Below are 14,671 nucleotides of genomic sequence, written 5' to 3'. Positions count from 1 at the left end.
GATGGCGCGTGGAAATAGTCGTCCCCGGAATGTGAACTCATCATGAACGGCGGTATTAAAGATTTGTAATGAATTTTACGGATGGGCAGGGGCGCAATGGTGCCCTTACGAAAGACGGCCGTCGAAATACGCCAACTATAAAACCCTATATGTTCTTATTTATAACTGAGATAGTTGAATATTATCTATCATTTAAAATGAATTTCACAGAAACTTATCTATAATCTGTTGTATTTCTTTCCATTTGCGCAGTAACTTCCATCAGCCACCTTTCAGGTCGGGGAAGCCATGATGAAAATTTCCAATTCCAGCATAAGCCGGCGGCAGTTCCTTGGGAGCACCGCCGTCACCGTTCTCTTCGTCTCGACGCCAGATGCCGTCGCCCGTTCCATTTCGGGGCGCTTGCCCTGGAGTCCGTTTGCCGCAAGCCCACCGGCGCCGGTAAAGCCGGGACCATGGCTTTTCTTCACCCATGACGAAGCGGTCACGGTGGAGGCCATCGTTGATCGTCTCATTCCCGCTGATGATTTGAGCGTCGGCGGCAAGGACGCAGGCTGTGCTGTGTTTATCGATCGCCAGCTTGCCGGCTTTTTCGGACGCTCGGAGCGGGATTATATGAAGGGCCCCTTCGTCAAGGGAACACCCCAGCAAGGCCCGCAGTCGCCCGTTCTGCCGACGGAGCGTTATCGCGCCGGCCTCGCCCTTCTCAACGAATATTGCCGTAACAGCTTTTCAGGCAAATCCTTTGCCGAGCTTGCGCCATCGGAGCAGGATCAGGTGCTCCAGGGGCTGGAGCAGGGAACGATCGATCTGGGTGGGGCGGACGCCAAAACCTTTTTCGAGCTCATCCTGCAAAACACCATGGAGGGGTTCTTCGCTGACCCGATCTACGGCGGCAACAAGGATATGGCGAGCTGGAAGATGATCGGCTTTCCCGGCGCACGCTATGATTATCGCGACTTCGTAAACCGGCATAATGAGCGCTATCCGCTCCCTCCGGTCAGCATAATGGGGCGTTCCGACTGGGCGGTGAAAGGGTAGGCGCATGGCGACAAAGCTTCCGCGCAAGGACGTCGTCATCATCGGCTTGGGCTGGACCGGCTCGATCCTCGCCAATGAGCTGACCGATGAAGGACTCGACGTGGTTGCCATCGAGCGCGGGCCGTGGCGCGATACCGCCACTGATTTCAATGTCGGCTATATGCAGGATGAGCTGCGCTTCGCCATCCGCAAGGATCTGTTTCTGAGGCCGGTGCAGAGCACGCTGACTTTCCGTAACAATGTTGCCCAAGAGGCGCTGCCTATCAGGGAGTTCGGCTCTTTCCTGCCGGGCAATGGCGTCGGTGGCGCCGGTGTGCATTGGAATGGCCAGACATGGCGCTTCCTGCCTAGCGATTTCCGCTGCCGCAGCCATCTTGTCGAGCGCTATGGGGCGAAAATTGTCCCACAAGAGCTGACGATTCAGGATTGGGGCGTCACCTATGAGGAGCTGGAGCCTTTTTACGACAAGTTCGAATATCTTGCCGGCATTTCCGGCAAGGCCGGCAATATCAAGGGGAAGCTACTGGAAGGCGGCAATCCCTTCGAGGGACCGCGGTCGCGTGAATATCCGCTGCCGCCGCTCGACATGAGCTACGCGCAGGTGCTCTTCGCAGAAGGGGCCCGCGCCGCAGGCTTTCACCCTTTTCCGCAGCCGGCGGCGAATGCCTCGCGCAGCTATACCAATCCGCTGGGCGTGGTGATGGGCCAATGCACCTATTGCGGTTTCTGCGAGCGCTTCGGCTGCGCCAATTATTCGAAGGCGAGCCCGCAGACGACGGTGCTGCCGGTGTTGATGCGAAAGCCGAATTTCGAGGCGCGGACGGAATGCGAAGTGGTCCGTATCAATCTCGACCGCTCCGGTAAACGCGCTACGGGCGTAACCTATGTCGATGCGCAGGGACAGGAATGGGAGCAGCCGGGCGATCTGGTGCTGGTCTGCGCCTTCATCCTGTTCAATGTCCACCTCTTGCTCGTCTCAGGAATAGGCAAGCCCTACGATCCCACGACAGGCACCGGAACGGTCGGGCGCAACTATGCGTACCAGACGGATGCTTCGGTCGAAATGTTCTTCGACAACAAGAACTTCAATCCATTCATATCGAGCGGCGCTCTTGCCCAAGTGGTCGATGACCTCAATGGCGACAATTTCGACCATTCCGATCTCGATTTCGTCGGCGGGGCCGGAATCCTTTGCAACATGACCAATGGCCGCCCGATCACGACGCGCCCGACCCCGCCGGGAACGCCGCGCTGGGGCTCCGTTTGGAAGAAGGCCACCGCCGATAATTACCTTTCGAATATGAGCCTGACCATGCAGGGATCGAGCTATGCGACGCGCGGCAATTATCTCGATCTTGATCCGACCTATAAGGATCGTCTTGGGCGGCCACTGCTGCGCATGACGTTCGACTTTCCGGACAATGATATTCGAATGGTCAATTACGTGGCGCGCAGGACGTTGGAAATTGCCAAACTAATGCAGCCGCGCCAGATCGTGCCGCACTTCAAGGAAAAGCCTTACTCGGTCGTACCTTACCAGAGCACGCATAATACCGGCGGCGCCATCATGGGCAGCGATCCCAGGACGAGCGTCGTCAACAAATATCTGCAAAGCTGGGACGTGTCGAATGTCTTCGTCATCGGCGCGTCGGCCTTTCCGCAGAATGCGGGCTATAATCCGACCGGGACAGTCGGCGCGCTGGCGTTCAAGGCCGCGGACGCCATCCGCACCCGATACCTTAAATCCGAAGGCCCGCTGGTGCCAGCATGAAAAGAGCTCTGAGCATCGCATTCATGGTCATCTCACTTGCCATCGCGGCGGGCTTGAGCGCAGCGCGTGGGCAGGGGGCGGTGGACAGCCAATCCTTCGAGCAGATCGACCGTGGGCGTTATCTCACCACGCTGGGCGATTGCATTTCATGCCACACGGCAGAGGGCGGCAAGCCTTATGCAGGGGGCCTCGCACTCGATACGCCGTTCGGCAAGCTTCTCTCGCCGAATATCACTCCGGACCGGGCGACGGGCATAGGCGCATGGTCCGATGACCAATTCGTGCAAGCGCTACAGCAAGGCATCGCGCCGCGCGGCCACCTTTATCCGGCTATGCCCTATCCCGCCTATACCAAGGTAAGCCGCGATGATCTCCTCGCCATCCGCGCCTTTCTCAACACGCTTCAGCCGGTGAACAACCCAGTGGAACCGAACCAGCTGCCATTTCCCTTCAATATCAGGGAGAACATGGCGGCGTGGAATGCGCTCAATTTTACGCCGGGTGAATTCCAGCCCGATCCGGATAAATCGGCGCAGTGGAATCGCGGCGCCTATTTGGTCCAGGGGCTCGGGCATTGCGGCACTTGCCATACACCGAAGTCGATGCTCGGTGCGGACGAGAACGGCAATTTCCTGAAAGGCTCGACTCTGGAAAGCTGGTTTGCGCCTGATATCACCAACACCATGCGACAGGGTCTTGCCGGCTGGACACGCGCCGATATCGTCCAATATTTGAAAACCGGCGTGAACCGCCACACGATCGCATCGGGTCCGATGGCGGAAGTCATCGCTAATTCCACATCCAAAATGACCGATCCGGATGTGATGGCGATTGCCACTTATCTGAAGGATCTCCCATCGGACACAGGAAGCGCCCCCGTGCCGCTTCCGGCGGACGATAGCCGCGTGGTGGCGGGGCGGGCGATCTACAAGGATACATGCAGTGCTTGTCATCAGGATTCGGGGCAGGGGGCCACGCATCTCTTCCCAAGCCTAGCAGGTAGCGCTGTTGTCCAGTCTGCAAATCCAACGACGCTCATCCGCGTCGTGCTCGCAGGGTCGCAAGGGGCGGCTACCAACGCCGCGCCCACGGGCCCCGCCATGCCTTCCTTCGCCTGGCGGCTCAATGATAACGAGGTCGCTTCGCTTCTTACCTATGTCCGCAACAACTGGGGCAATGCCGCCGCACCGGTCGAAGCCACCGATGTGCGGAAGCTGCGCGAGAGCTTGGTGAACACGGACTGAAACAGGATCCAAAAGCTGTCGACAGGCGCGGCGGTTTTTCTATAGAAATATAAATTAAAGCGCCGTTAGCCATTTGCCGAATCAGTGCCGGAGGGCTGGGGAAAGCACCGGGAGAGAGCCGTTCATCCCACATCGCTTCAGCTCCGTGATTCTAGCAAGCGATATGAGATTAGATATTTCCCGCCGCCGCAAAGCAAAAATTAACCATATTTGCCCATCTTTTCTCATCACTTCGGTCAAGATGGAGGCAGTTCGGAAATCCCGCAACGGCGGTTCGCCGGTGAGTGTTTCGCGGGGTGGATGGGCTTGTGTGTGCGTTTGGTGCGTAAAGTCGTTCGTTCTCAGTCCTTGCGTCGCCTGACGCGCCCGCTTTTGATCGCTTCCGGCGGCACCGCTCTTGCGGGCGCCACACTCTGGTCGGTAACCGTCATGATGGCGGTGAGCAATCCGGTCACCATCGGCTCGGGTCATTTCCTGCCCAAGCTGCAGCTTTCCTCGGTGAACAACTCAAGGGCCCAGCCGCTCGACGGGGAGGCGAGAAGCGCCCTGGCGAAGAGACTGCTCGCCGAGGCGGAAACGGCTGTTGCCATGATGAGCTCCGTCGTTAGTGACGACAAAAGCGTCCGCGCGGTAAAACACGCTGATCCCATGCTTCTTGCCGCCGCGCCCGCCGTAGAGCGGTTCGGGCCGCGTGCCGCCGGCACTGCCAGCGCACAGCCAACAATGACGGCCTACGCCGCGCCGATTCAGAGCGGAGCGGCCCGCGCAGCCCTGGCAGCCATGCTGCCGCCGGTGAAGGACGGCCTCACGATGAACGAGGCGGACGAGACCGAAACCGCCGAAGCTCCTGATGACGCTGATCTCCCCGATGATGTGCCGTTGCCGCAATTCCGCCCGTCGAATGGCGACAGCCGCAAGCCCGCTTCGGAACGCGCGAGGGCGATTGCAAGGCAGGCTGACCCTCGTGTGGGCAGGGAGGACGACCGCGAGACGCAGAAGCCGCAACTTATGGCCTATGCGCGCCCGGATAATCCTCAGAAGGGCGGCATCGGGCAGGCGTTCCGCGACATGTTCGGCAGCAGGCCCAAGGCGGGCAATGGCATCGCCGTCTATGATATCAGCGCGGCGAAGGTGTACATGCCTGACGGAAGCGTGCTCGAGGCGCATTCCGGTATCGGAGAAATGGCGGATAATCCCCGCTACGCGCATGTGAAGATGAAGGGACCGACCCCGCCGCATACCTATAATCTGAGGATGCGCGAAAGTCGCTTCCATGGCGTCGAGGCGATCCGGATGCTCCCGGTCGACGGGAAGAACAAATATGGCCGCGATGGCTTCCTCACCCACAGCTATCTCCTGCGCGGAGGGCGGGCGGAGTCGCATGGTTGCGTCGCCTTTAGAGATTACGACCGCTTTCTCAAGGCGTTCAAGCAAGGCAAGGTCAAGCAGATGATCGTCGTGCCGGGCAATGGAGCGGCGACCGTCCGCATGGTCTCCAGTCGGGGCCGGGGCGCCTAAAAATACCGCGATTATCGCTTCTTTTACGGGGGCTGCAGCATTTTAACATGCAGGCTCCGCGTTAGCCGGAATTCTAAGAAAGCTGGATCGATGATACGAATTTCGCTTGCCGCCGCCCTTTTCGCTCTGTCCGCCTTGCCCGTTTTGGCGCAGGATTCAAACATCGATTGCAGCAATGCGATTACCCAGGCAGACATGGACCGGTGCGCCTCCCGCCAATATTGGGCGGCTGATATCGAACTCAACCAGGTCTACAAGCAGGTGATGGCGGCCATGCAGCCGAAAGACCAGGACGCGCTGCGTCAGGCGCAACGCGCCTGGATTCGCAACCGTGACCAGCAATGCGCGGCAAACAGCAAGCCGGCGGAGGGTGGCTCGATGCAGCCGCTTCTGATCATTAATTGCGTCACGCAATGGACGATCACCCGCACTGCCGAACTGAAACAGATGATGCCGCCATCCGGAAAATAATCCATGCCTTCCCGCACCATCATGATCGTGGGTAATGGCAGCGTGCCGCACGGCGGTGCTGCCTTTATCGATGCGGCTGACATTGTGATCCGCTTCAACGATTGCCGCTCGGTGGGTGCCGGTGGCGGCAAAACCGATATCGTCGCCGTGTGCAATACAGGCCGCCCGGCGCGCGCCATGCTTCATGGCGATGGCTGGAAGACCAATCCGGCGGTACTCCGCGCAGGGGAGATATGGAGCGTGCGGTCCGGCGAAAAATTCGCAAAGATGCGGGACGAACTGGTCAAAACCCATCCCGATCTTAACGATTTCTGCGACGACTATACGGATGCGTTCGCGGCTTTTGCCGCCACGACGGGCGCTTCGCACCGCGTTATACCAGCCGCCGTCCATGAGCAGCTCGACCGGGAGCTCATCCGCTTTTCGCCCGCGCCCTATGTCGTGCCGTCGAGCGGCATGGTGGCGATTGCGGATGTTCTCTCCGGTTTTGCGAAGCCGGGCGATGAGATCGTGCTTACCGGCTTCGACCATATTGGCTGGGAATGGCACCCCTTCGCCGCTGAAAAGCAATTGGTCGAGAGCTGGAGCGCCGAGGGGCGCTTGCGCCGCCTCTAATCCTCACGGGCGGATATTGCTCAAGCTGCGCAGCGGATAACGCAGGGATACATCGAAAGGATTGAGCCCTGCCGCGAGGTTGGCTGCTTCCGTTCTGAGAATCCGCACCACGCCGGGCAGGCGCTCGGGTCCAAGCCGTTCCGCGAGCGTGCCGACGCTGAGCGCAGCGACGGGACGGCCCTGCGCGTCGATGACTGGTACGCCGACGCCCGCCATGCCGGGAATGAGGCCGGTGTTGAGATTGGCCCAGCCCTGCTCCAGTGCGGTAGCCAGCGCCGCGCGCAAGCCCGCTTCGTCGAGAAAGCCGCGATCGATTAGACGGGGGATGTTGAAGCGGATGACCTCTTCCCGCTCCGGCTCGGGCAGATGGGCGAGGATGGCAAGGCTGCCTTGACCGAGACCCAAGGGCACCTTGCCGCCGATATCGCCGGTGAAGGAGCGGATCGGGAAGGGGCCTTCCACGCGGTCGATGCAAACGGCGTCATAGCCATTGCGTACAAGCAGAAAGATCGTGTCGCTCAAGGTCGTGGCGAGGCGCAGAAGAACAGGTCTCGCCAGATCGCGGATGCCGCCTACTTGACCCGCCCGCGCGGCAAGCACGAAGAAATCGAGCGACGGGCGGTAACGCTTCCCGCCCTCGACCTGCTCGACAAAGCCTTCCGCCATCAGATCCTGCAGCGCGCGATGCGCCGTCGATTGGCTGCATCCTGCGGCATGGGCGATATCCTTGAGCCGCGTACCCGAGGGATCGCCATTGGCGACGACCCGCAGCAGCCCAAGCGCGCGGCGCAGGCTGGAGGTCTCTTTCCCCTGCGGCAGCGTCGTTTCCGTGTCCATGAGATGAAATCCCCAAATCCTCGTAGGTGTGCAAAATTCCATATAACGGAATTAAATCAAGAAAAATTCTGTGGAATGGAATTTTAATTTGACTTGGGTCAAAACCTGCCGCCTCCTTTAAACCGTTTCAAACTGTGCGGTTGGTGGGTGCATGGCTTTTCTGGCGCTTGAGCGGATCAACAAGTCCTACGGTGAACTGGCTGCCGTCAGCGACGTCAATTTGAGCGTGGGCAAGGGCGAGTTCATCTCGCTGCTTGGTCCCTCGGGATGCGGCAAGACGACGACGCTGCAGATGATTGCGGGACTGGTCGAGCCGACCAGCGGGCGCATCCTGCTCGACGGCCGCGACATCACCCATGAGAAGCCGAACCGCCGCGGGCTCGGCATCGTCTTTCAGAGCTACGCGCTTTTCCCGCATATGACGGTGGCGCAAAATGTCGCCTTCGGCCTGGAGATGCGTAAAGTTCCCCGCGCCGAACGAGACAGGCGTGTCGGAGAAATCCTCGACCTCGTGCATCTCGGCGGCATGGCGGAGCGCTATCCGCGCCAGCTTTCGGGCGGACAGCGCCAGCGCGTCGCCATTGCGAGGGCGCTGGTGATCGAGCCGCCAGTGCTGCTGCTCGACGAGCCCCTTTCCAATCTCGACGCCAAGCTGCGCGAGGAGATGCAGTTCGAACTGCGCCGCATCCAGCGCAGCGTCGGCACGACGACCATCATGGTCACGCACGATCAGGCGGAGGCGCTTTCCATCAGCGACCGCGTGGTGGTGATGGAGGCGGGGCGCATGACGCAGGTCGACGCGCCCTACCGCCTCTATGAAAAGCCGGCGACGGCTTTCATCTCCTCCTTCGTCGGGCGGATGAACCGGCTCGAAGGCATCTGGTGGCCGGACGGCGCAGGCGGCAAGGTGGAAGTGGCGGGCGCGATGCTGGCGGGCGAGACGGAAGCCGATATTCCTGCCGGAGCGGCGGTTGCTGCATCGATCCGTCCGGAGAAGCTCTTTCTCAACAAGGGCGAGGGGCGTCTTAACGGTCACATCGCCAGCCGCTATTTCCTCGGCGGCCATTGGCTGTTCAATGTCGAGACACCGGCGGGGCTTCTCTCCGTCTCGGCGCCCAACAGCGGCGAGGAACCGGCAGGGGAGGGCGACCGCGTCGGCCTCGACTGGACGCCGTCAAGTCTGCGCGTCGAAGCCTTGAAAGGCGCAGGCTCATGAACCGTCCGTCCGCCACCCCCTGGCTGCTCGTCGCGCCCGGCGCGGTGCTGTTTGCCGGGCTCGTCATCGTGCCACTCGTCCTGACGCTGATCCTTTCGTTCCTGACCTACAGCTATGAAACCGGCATCGGCACGGGCTATACGCTCGCCCATTACGGGCAGGTGTTGTCGGACGGCTACTACCTCGCCATCTTCTGGCGCACGCTGCGCCTTGCTTTCATCACCACGCTCATCTGTGCTCTCATCGGCGCGCCGGAAGCCTATATCCTCTCGCGGATGCGCAAGCCCTGGCGGTCGATCTTCCTTCTGATCATCCTGGGGCCGCTGCTCGTCTCGGTGGTCGTGCGCACCTTCGGCTGGAGCATGCTGCTCGGCTCCACCGGTCTCATCAACACGGCCCTCGAAGCGGCAGGCCTTGGCCCGGTGAAATTGCTCTATACCGAGACGGCCATCGTCATCGCGCTTGTCCATATCATGCTGCCCTTCATGGTCATCCCGGTGTGGACATCCCTGCAGAAGCTCGACCCTCAGGTGGAAGCGGCCGCCTGGAGCCTCGGCGCTTCGCGTTTTACCGCCTTGCGGCGGGTGGTGATGCCACAGGTCTCGATGGGCCTTCTTTCCGGCAGTCTCATTGTGTTCGGTCTTTCGGCCAGCGCCTTCGCCATACCCGGCCTTCTGGGCGGGCGGCGGCTAAAGATGGCGGCGACGCTGGTCTATGACGAATACATGCAGGAGCTGAACTGGCCGATGGGCGCCACCATCGCCATCATCGTGCTCGTCGCCAATCTCGTGATCATGCTTGCCTATAACCGCGCCGTCGAAGCACGGGCGCGCAAGGCTCTGGGGTGAACGCCATGCAGAAAAACGGCCCCTTTGCGCTCCTTTTCCATGCCCTCGTCATCGCCTTCGTGCTCGCGCCGCTCGTCGTCGTCTGCCTCGTCGCCTTCACGCCCGAGAATACGCTGACGATACCGACGACCGTGTTTTCGCTGCGCTGGTTCCGCGCAATCATGGACTATCCTGACTTCATCACCGCCTTCGGCAATTCGGTGCGGCTTGCGACGCTTGCCGCGACGATCTCGGTTTTAATCGCCGTCCCGGCGGGCCTCGCCATCGACCGCTACCGCTTTACAGGCCGGGATGCCTTGAATGCGCTTTTCCTCTCGCCGCTGCTCATTCCGCATTTGGTGCTTGGCGTCGCCTTCCTGCGCTTCTTCGCCCTTATGGGCGTCACAGGAAGCTTCGCCTGGCTGGTACTGTGCCATGTCATCATCGTGACGCCCTATGTGTTGCGGCTGGTGCTTGCCGCGCTTTCCGGCATGGACCGGAGCGCAGAGCAGGCGGCGATGACGCTCGGCGCGTCGCGCTGGACTGTCTTCCGCCGCATCACCCTGCCGATGATCCTCCCTGGCGTGACCGGCGGCTGGCTCCTCGCCTTCATCAACAGTTTCGACGAGCTGACCATGTCGATCTTCGTGACTTCGCCCTCGACGGTCACCCTGCCGGTGAAGATGTATATGTATGCGACCGATTCCATCGACCCGATGATGGCTGCCGTTTCGGCCCTGATGATCGCACTCACTGCCGTTGCCATGCTGGTGCTCGACCGCCTCTTCGGGCTGGACCGGGTGTTGGTGGGGGAGAAGTGACATGCTTTTCCACCGCATCGCCCGAAAAAACCATCCGGCTATCCCCTTTACGCTCAATGGAAATCCTTGCGAGGGCAGGGAAGGGGATACGATTCTGACCGCCATCCTCAATACCGGGGATGCGGTGCGGGTCAGCGAATTCTCGGGCAGCCCCCGCGCCGGTTTCTGCCAGATGGGCGCGTGCCAGGATTGCTGGGTGACCTTCTCGGACGGCTCGCGGGCACGAGCCTGCACAACGCCGCTCGTCGCCGGGATGGAGATTGTCACGGGAGCCGCCGCATGAACGACCGTCCGCAACCCCTCATCGTCGGGGCGGGACCGGCGGGCGTGCGCGCCGCCGAAGCGCTCGTGGCAGCCGGCCTGCGCCCCCTCGTCGTCGATGAAGCGCCTGCCTGCGGCGGTCAGATCTACCGCCAGCGGCTCGTGGATGATGGCCGCAGCACCCGCTCGCTCTACGGCTCGGAAGCGCACAAGGCCGAACGGCTGCACCGGGATTTCGCGGCGTTGCAAGGCCATATCGACTATCGGCCGCAGGCACTCGTCTGGAATCTCGGCAACAACAAGGCGCATGTGGCGATCGGCGGGATAAACCGGGAAGTCGCCTATGACGGCCTCATCCTTGCGACAGGAGCGAGCGACCGGGTGCTTCCCGTGCCGGGCTGGACGCTGCCCGGCGTATTCACCCTCGGCGGGGCGCAGATCGCCCTGAAAGCCCAAGGCGCCGCCATCGGCAGCCGGGTGGTTTTCGCCGGATCGGGGCCGCTCCTTTATCTCGTCGCCTGGCAATATATGAAAGCGGGCATCGAGGTCGCCGCCGTACTCGACGGTACGCCGCTGATGGCGAAGCGCCATCTGTTGCGCGGACTGGCGCTCGAGCCGTCCGTCATCCTGCGTGGCTTGCGTTTTGCCGCCGAATTGCGTCTGCGCGGCGTTGCCATCCACTACGGCATTACCGGCCTCGCCATCGAAGGCGTAACGCGCGTTACGGGTGTACGCTGGCGGCAAGGGGCACGCGAGCAGAGCCTTGCCTGTGACGGCATCGGCTATGCGCTGGGCCTGCGCTCGGAAACGCAGCTGGCCGATCTCGCGGGATGCAGATTTACCTTCAATGAGCGCGACCGCGCGATGCTGCCCGAGCGCGATATCAGCGGGCGCAGCAGTGTCGCTGGAGTCTACCTTGCCGGAGATGGCGCAGGTATCGCTGGAGCCGACGCGGCGGAATTCGCGGGGACACGCACCGCGCTGGCTTTGCTTGAGGATCGCGGCCTGCCGTACTCTCGGGTACGGGCCGCGGAACTGGAGAAAAAACTCACCCGCATCAGCCGTTTCCGCGATGTGCTGGAGGCGGCGTTTCCCTATCCCGCCCATTGGGCGACGGATGTTGCCGACGAAACGCTGGTCTGCCGCTGTGAGGAAGTAACCGCCGGTACGCTGCGCCAATCCGCGCGTGACTTCTCCGTGGGTGAAATCAATCGCCTGAAGGCGGTGAGCCGCATCGGCATGGGCCGCTGCCAGGGCCGCTTTTGCGGCACGGCGGCGGCGGAACTCCTCGCCGCAGCGACAGGACGACCCATCGATGCCGTCGGGCGTTTGCGCTCACAGCCGCCGGTGAAGCCCCTGCCGATGTGGCTCAGACCAGAAACGCGGGAGGCGGCGGAATGAGCCGGCGTTTCGATGTGGATGTGGCAGTGATCGGCGGCGGCCTTGTCGGTTCCTCGGCAGCGCTCGCCTTGCGCTTCATGGGGATGAGCGTCGCGCTCATCGACAGCCGCTATTGCGGCGCGCAGGCAAGCGGCGTCAATTATGGCGGCGTGCGCCGTCAGGGACGTCCGCCCGAGCAATTGCCGCTGGCGCAGCGCGCCCACGCCATCTGGCCGCGCCTGAAAGAGCGGATCGGCATCGACGGCGAATATATGCCCTCCGGCCACTTGAAGCTTGCCGCCAGCGAGGCAGACATGGCTTCGCTCGAAGCCTATGCGGCAAGAGTGGCGGATTACGGTCTCGATCTCACGCTGATCGGCCATAATGAGCTGCTGCGGCGCTTCTCGTTCTTGGGTGAAGATGTGGTTGGGGCTTCCTTCTGCCCCGGCGATGGCCATGCCAATCCACGCCTGGTTTCATCAGGCTTTGCCGCCGCGGCGAGGCGGGCCGGAGTGCATGTGCTCGAGAACTGTCCGGTAACCGGCGTTACCCGCAATGGCGGGGGCTTTGCGCTGGAAGCGGGGGAGGGGACTGATATCACCGCCCGCACCGTCATCAACAGCGCAGGCGCGTGGGCCGACCATTTCGCAGCGCTGTTCGGCGAGCCGGTGCCGCTTGCCCGCATCTACCCTTCCATGGTGGTGACGGAGCCGCTCGCGCCGGTTTTGACCGTCAATATCGGCATGGAAGGCGGCGGGGTCTATGCCCGGCAGGTCGAGCGGGGCAATTGTATCGTCGGGGGCGAACGCGGCCTGGCGCTTGCGGATGCGGATTTTTCCCGCCCTCGCGGCGATGGCGCGCTGACCATGATGAGCCGCGCCGCAAATCTCTTTCCCGGTCTCAAACAGGCTTTAATCATCAGGGCATGGAGCGGTACGGAAGCACAGATGCCCGATAAAAACCCGGTTATCGGGCCAAGCCGCACGACGCCGGGCCTCATCCACGCCTTCGGCTTTTCCGGCGCGGGATTTCAGATCGCGCCTGCTGTCGGCGAGGTGCTGGCCGAACTTGTCCGCGATGGCAGCACGACGACGCCGATCGAGGTTTTTTCCATCACCCGCTTCGCCGCAGAGGCAGGGGCATCCAACCACACCAAACACGGCTCGGGTGTGAAACGGCAAGCAGAGCCGCAACAAAGGGGAGTATCAAAATGATCAGCAAACGAACCATATCCGCAATGGGAGCCGCCGCGCTGGCGCTCGCTCTATCCGGAACCGCGCAGGCCGAGACGAAGACGCTTTATGTCGGCATGAATGGCGGCAATTTCGAGCGCACCTATCTCCAGTCCGTCTTTCCGGATTTCGAGAAAGCCAACAACGTAAAGATTGTCGTCGTGCCCGGCACGTCCTCCGATATTCTCGCCAAGGCGACCGCGGCCAAGGACAAGCCGCAGATGCATCTCATGTTCCTCGACGACGGCGTCATGGCGCGCGCCATCGGCGCCGGCCTCTGCGAAAAGCTGAAGCCGAGCCCCGAGCTGGAGCAAATCCCCGCCATCGCCCGCATGAAGGACGACATGGCGGCAGGCATCGACCTCGGCATGACCGGGCTTGCCTATAACAAGAAGATGTTCGAAGAGAATGGCTGGCCGGCGCCGACATCGTGGATGGATCTGGCCGATCCGAAATTTAAGGATAAGGTCGTATTCCAGTCCGCAGCGGCGTCCTCCTTCGGGCTTCATGCCTTCCTGATGTTCAACCGCATAGAGGGCGGCAATGACGAGAATGTCGAGCCGGGCTTCGAGAAATTCCCTGAGACCATCGGTAAGAACGTCCTCGAATATATCCCGAACTCGGCCAAGATTTCCGAGATGGTCCAGACCGGCGACGCCGCGATCTTCCCGCTGACGCCGACCGCCGTCTCGACCCTGCAGGATAAGGGCATTCCGGTGGAATACGCCCAGCCGAAGGAAGGCTCGGTGCTGCTGATGGTGGCCGAATGCGTCATCGCCAACAATTCGGAACCGGAGCTTTCACAGAAGCTCGCCGCCTATCTGCTTTCAGCTGATGCCCAGTCCAAGGCGCTCGCCGCCGGCAACATCGTGCCTTCGAACCCCAACGCCAAGGCGTCCACGCCGGAAGCGGAAAAGAAGCTCGAAGCCTTCCATGGCTATATGAAGACAGCAGTGACGCTGGACTACGACAAGATCAATGCCAAGCGGCCGGAATGGAACAGCCGCTGGAACAAGGAAATCGAGAGATAAGATCCTATCAGTACATAACCCGGCGGCTGTCCACCGGGTTATGTTTATCTGGTGATATACTAATTAAAATTGAATATAACTCTGAAGATATATAGGGAAGTATTAGGGCAAATATCAATAGAATTTAGAAAATAACGATTTAATAACCATGACTTACATATTCACTTCGAGAATTATTCTTGCCTGTGTTATACGCGAATCATTGGGTTCAAGACTTTGGCTCCTCCCTGAACTCAATACTGAACATGGCGCCTCCTCCCTGCCATGTTCATAGATATGGCCCGCTGCTTCCTCCTCCCGCAGCGGGCCTTTTTATTTGTCCGCGCGGCAGAGGTTCATTTCGATAGGAAGATGACATAGGCACAAAAAACAACACCCGCCGCGGGAGGAGGTGCGGCGGGTGTGT

General features: G+C 61.0%; 14 protein-coding genes. 13 read left to right on the top strand and 1 reads right to left on the bottom strand.

The features are described 5' to 3' along the window. The first annotated feature begins 291 nt into the window (after positions 1 to 291). The 6 genes from ACOWVG_RS17000 (at position 292) to ACOWVG_RS16975 (ending at position 6,660) form a co-directional block, all read left to right on the top strand. Positions 292 to 1,041: a gluconate 2-dehydrogenase subunit 3 family protein gene (locus ACOWVG_RS17000; RefSeq protein ID WP_420963518.1), complete on the top strand. Its 750-nt coding sequence runs from the start codon at positions 292 to 294 to the stop codon at positions 1,039 to 1,041. Positions 1,042 to 1,045: 4 nt separating this feature from the next. Beyond that, positions 1,046 to 2,812 carry a GMC family oxidoreductase gene (locus ACOWVG_RS16995; RefSeq protein WP_420963517.1) on the top strand — a complete coding sequence of 589 codons (1,767 nt, stop codon included), beginning with the start codon at positions 1,046 to 1,048 and terminating at the stop codon, positions 2,810 to 2,812. Beyond that, the gene (locus tag ACOWVG_RS16990; protein WP_420963516.1) at positions 2,809 to 4,056 is read left to right on the top strand and encodes a cytochrome c; all 1,248 of its coding nucleotides are present in this window, start codon (positions 2,809 to 2,811) and stop codon (positions 4,054 to 4,056) included. The genes ACOWVG_RS16995 and ACOWVG_RS16990 overlap by 4 nt, the downstream gene beginning before the upstream one ends. Positions 4,057 to 4,377: 321 nt before the next feature. Further along, positions 4,378 to 5,574, top strand: a complete 1,197-nt coding sequence (locus tag ACOWVG_RS16985) for a DUF2778 domain-containing protein (protein ID WP_420963515.1) — start codon at positions 4,378 to 4,380, stop codon at positions 5,572 to 5,574. A 90-nt stretch (positions 5,575 to 5,664) separates the two neighbouring features. Further along, positions 5,665 to 6,045, top strand: a complete 381-nt coding sequence (locus tag ACOWVG_RS16980; protein ID WP_420963514.1) for a lysozyme inhibitor LprI family protein — start codon at positions 5,665 to 5,667, stop codon at positions 6,043 to 6,045. Positions 6,046 to 6,048: 3 nt separating this feature from the next. Continuing rightward, positions 6,049 to 6,660 (top strand): Urease operon accessory protein, encoded by a 612-nt coding sequence (locus tag ACOWVG_RS16975; protein WP_420963513.1) that lies wholly within the window; start codon positions 6,049 to 6,051, stop codon positions 6,658 to 6,660. 3 nt (positions 6,661 to 6,663) lie between these two features. Here ACOWVG_RS16975 and ACOWVG_RS16970 read toward each other — a convergent pair whose 3' ends face one another. Further along, the gene (locus ACOWVG_RS16970) at positions 6,664 to 7,497 is read right to left on the bottom strand and encodes an IclR family transcriptional regulator (protein WP_420963512.1); all 834 of its coding nucleotides are present in this window, start codon (positions 7,495 to 7,497) and stop codon (positions 6,664 to 6,666) included. A gap of 151 nt (positions 7,498 to 7,648) precedes the next feature. On the opposite strand from ACOWVG_RS16970, the gene ACOWVG_RS16965 reads away from it, so the two are divergent. The 7 genes from ACOWVG_RS16965 to ACOWVG_RS16935 are packed head-to-tail and all read left to right on the top strand — an operon-like array spanning position 7,649 to position 14,265. Continuing rightward, positions 7,649 to 8,713, top strand: a complete 1,065-nt coding sequence (locus ACOWVG_RS16965) for an ABC transporter ATP-binding protein (RefSeq protein ID WP_420963511.1) — start codon at positions 7,649 to 7,651, stop codon at positions 8,711 to 8,713. Further along, on the top strand, positions 8,710 to 9,561 hold the full coding sequence (locus ACOWVG_RS16960) for an ABC transporter permease (RefSeq protein WP_420963510.1): 852 nt from the start codon (positions 8,710 to 8,712) through the stop codon (positions 9,559 to 9,561). Before ACOWVG_RS16965 ends, ACOWVG_RS16960 begins: the two co-directional genes overlap by 4 nt. 5 nt (positions 9,562 to 9,566) lie before the next feature. After that, complete coding sequence (locus ACOWVG_RS16955; protein ID WP_420963509.1) at positions 9,567 to 10,361, top strand: ABC transporter permease; 795 nt, start codon at positions 9,567 to 9,569, stop codon at positions 10,359 to 10,361. Between the two features lies 1 nt (position 10,362). After that, positions 10,363 to 10,644 (top strand): (2Fe-2S)-binding protein, encoded by a 282-nt coding sequence (locus ACOWVG_RS16950; RefSeq protein ID WP_420963508.1) that lies wholly within the window; start codon positions 10,363 to 10,365, stop codon positions 10,642 to 10,644. Continuing rightward, positions 10,641 to 12,023, top strand: a complete 1,383-nt coding sequence (locus ACOWVG_RS16945) for an FAD-dependent oxidoreductase (protein WP_420963507.1) — start codon at positions 10,641 to 10,643, stop codon at positions 12,021 to 12,023. The genes ACOWVG_RS16950 and ACOWVG_RS16945 overlap by 4 nt, the downstream gene beginning before the upstream one ends. Further along, the gene (locus ACOWVG_RS16940) at positions 12,020 to 13,216 is read left to right on the top strand and encodes an NAD(P)/FAD-dependent oxidoreductase (RefSeq protein ID WP_420963506.1); all 1,197 of its coding nucleotides are present in this window, start codon (positions 12,020 to 12,022) and stop codon (positions 13,214 to 13,216) included. Before ACOWVG_RS16945 ends, ACOWVG_RS16940 begins: the two co-directional genes overlap by 4 nt. Further along, positions 13,213 to 14,265 carry an ABC transporter substrate-binding protein gene (locus tag ACOWVG_RS16935; protein WP_420963505.1) on the top strand — a complete coding sequence of 351 codons (1,053 nt, stop codon included), beginning with the start codon at positions 13,213 to 13,215 and terminating at the stop codon, positions 14,263 to 14,265. Before ACOWVG_RS16940 ends, ACOWVG_RS16935 begins: the two co-directional genes overlap by 4 nt. Positions 14,266 to 14,671: the final 406 nt, after the last annotated feature.

This window comes from Brucella sp. IR073 (genome assembly GCF_049065735.1).
Classification (GTDB): domain Bacteria; phylum Pseudomonadota; class Alphaproteobacteria; order Rhizobiales; family Rhizobiaceae; genus Paramesorhizobium.
This window is presented reverse-complemented; position numbering and strand designations above follow the sequence as displayed.

Excerpts from the sequence above, each read along its gene's own strand:
- ACOWVG_RS16945 (WP_420963507.1), top strand. The coding sequence starts at position 10,641 with ATGAACGACCGTCCGCAACCCCTCATCGTCGGGGCGGGACCGGCGGGC.
- ACOWVG_RS16950 (WP_420963508.1), top strand. The coding sequence starts at position 10,363 with ATGCTTTTCCACCGCATCGCCCGAAAAAACCATCCGGCTATCCCCTTT.
- ACOWVG_RS16935 (WP_420963505.1), top strand. The coding sequence starts at position 13,213 with ATGATCAGCAAACGAACCATATCCGCAATGGGAGCCGCCGCGCTGGCG.
- ACOWVG_RS16975 (WP_420963513.1), top strand. The coding sequence starts at position 6,049 with ATGCCTTCCCGCACCATCATGATCGTGGGTAATGGCAGCGTGCCGCAC.
- ACOWVG_RS16955 (WP_420963509.1), top strand. The coding sequence starts at position 9,567 with ATGCAGAAAAACGGCCCCTTTGCGCTCCTTTTCCATGCCCTCGTCATC.
- ACOWVG_RS16965 (WP_420963511.1), top strand. The coding sequence starts at position 7,649 with ATGGCTTTTCTGGCGCTTGAGCGGATCAACAAGTCCTACGGTGAACTG.
- ACOWVG_RS16970 (WP_420963512.1), bottom strand. The coding sequence starts at position 7,497 with ATGGACACGGAAACGACGCTGCCGCAGGGGAAAGAGACCTCCAGCCTG.
- ACOWVG_RS16960 (WP_420963510.1), top strand. The coding sequence starts at position 8,710 with ATGAACCGTCCGTCCGCCACCCCCTGGCTGCTCGTCGCGCCCGGCGCG.
- ACOWVG_RS17000 (WP_420963518.1), top strand. The coding sequence starts at position 292 with ATGAAAATTTCCAATTCCAGCATAAGCCGGCGGCAGTTCCTTGGGAGC.
- ACOWVG_RS16995 (WP_420963517.1), top strand. The coding sequence starts at position 1,046 with ATGGCGACAAAGCTTCCGCGCAAGGACGTCGTCATCATCGGCTTGGGC.
- ACOWVG_RS16940 (WP_420963506.1), top strand. The coding sequence starts at position 12,020 with ATGAGCCGGCGTTTCGATGTGGATGTGGCAGTGATCGGCGGCGGCCTT.
- ACOWVG_RS16980 (WP_420963514.1), top strand. The coding sequence starts at position 5,665 with ATGATACGAATTTCGCTTGCCGCCGCCCTTTTCGCTCTGTCCGCCTTG.
- ACOWVG_RS16990 (WP_420963516.1), top strand. The coding sequence starts at position 2,809 with ATGAAAAGAGCTCTGAGCATCGCATTCATGGTCATCTCACTTGCCATC.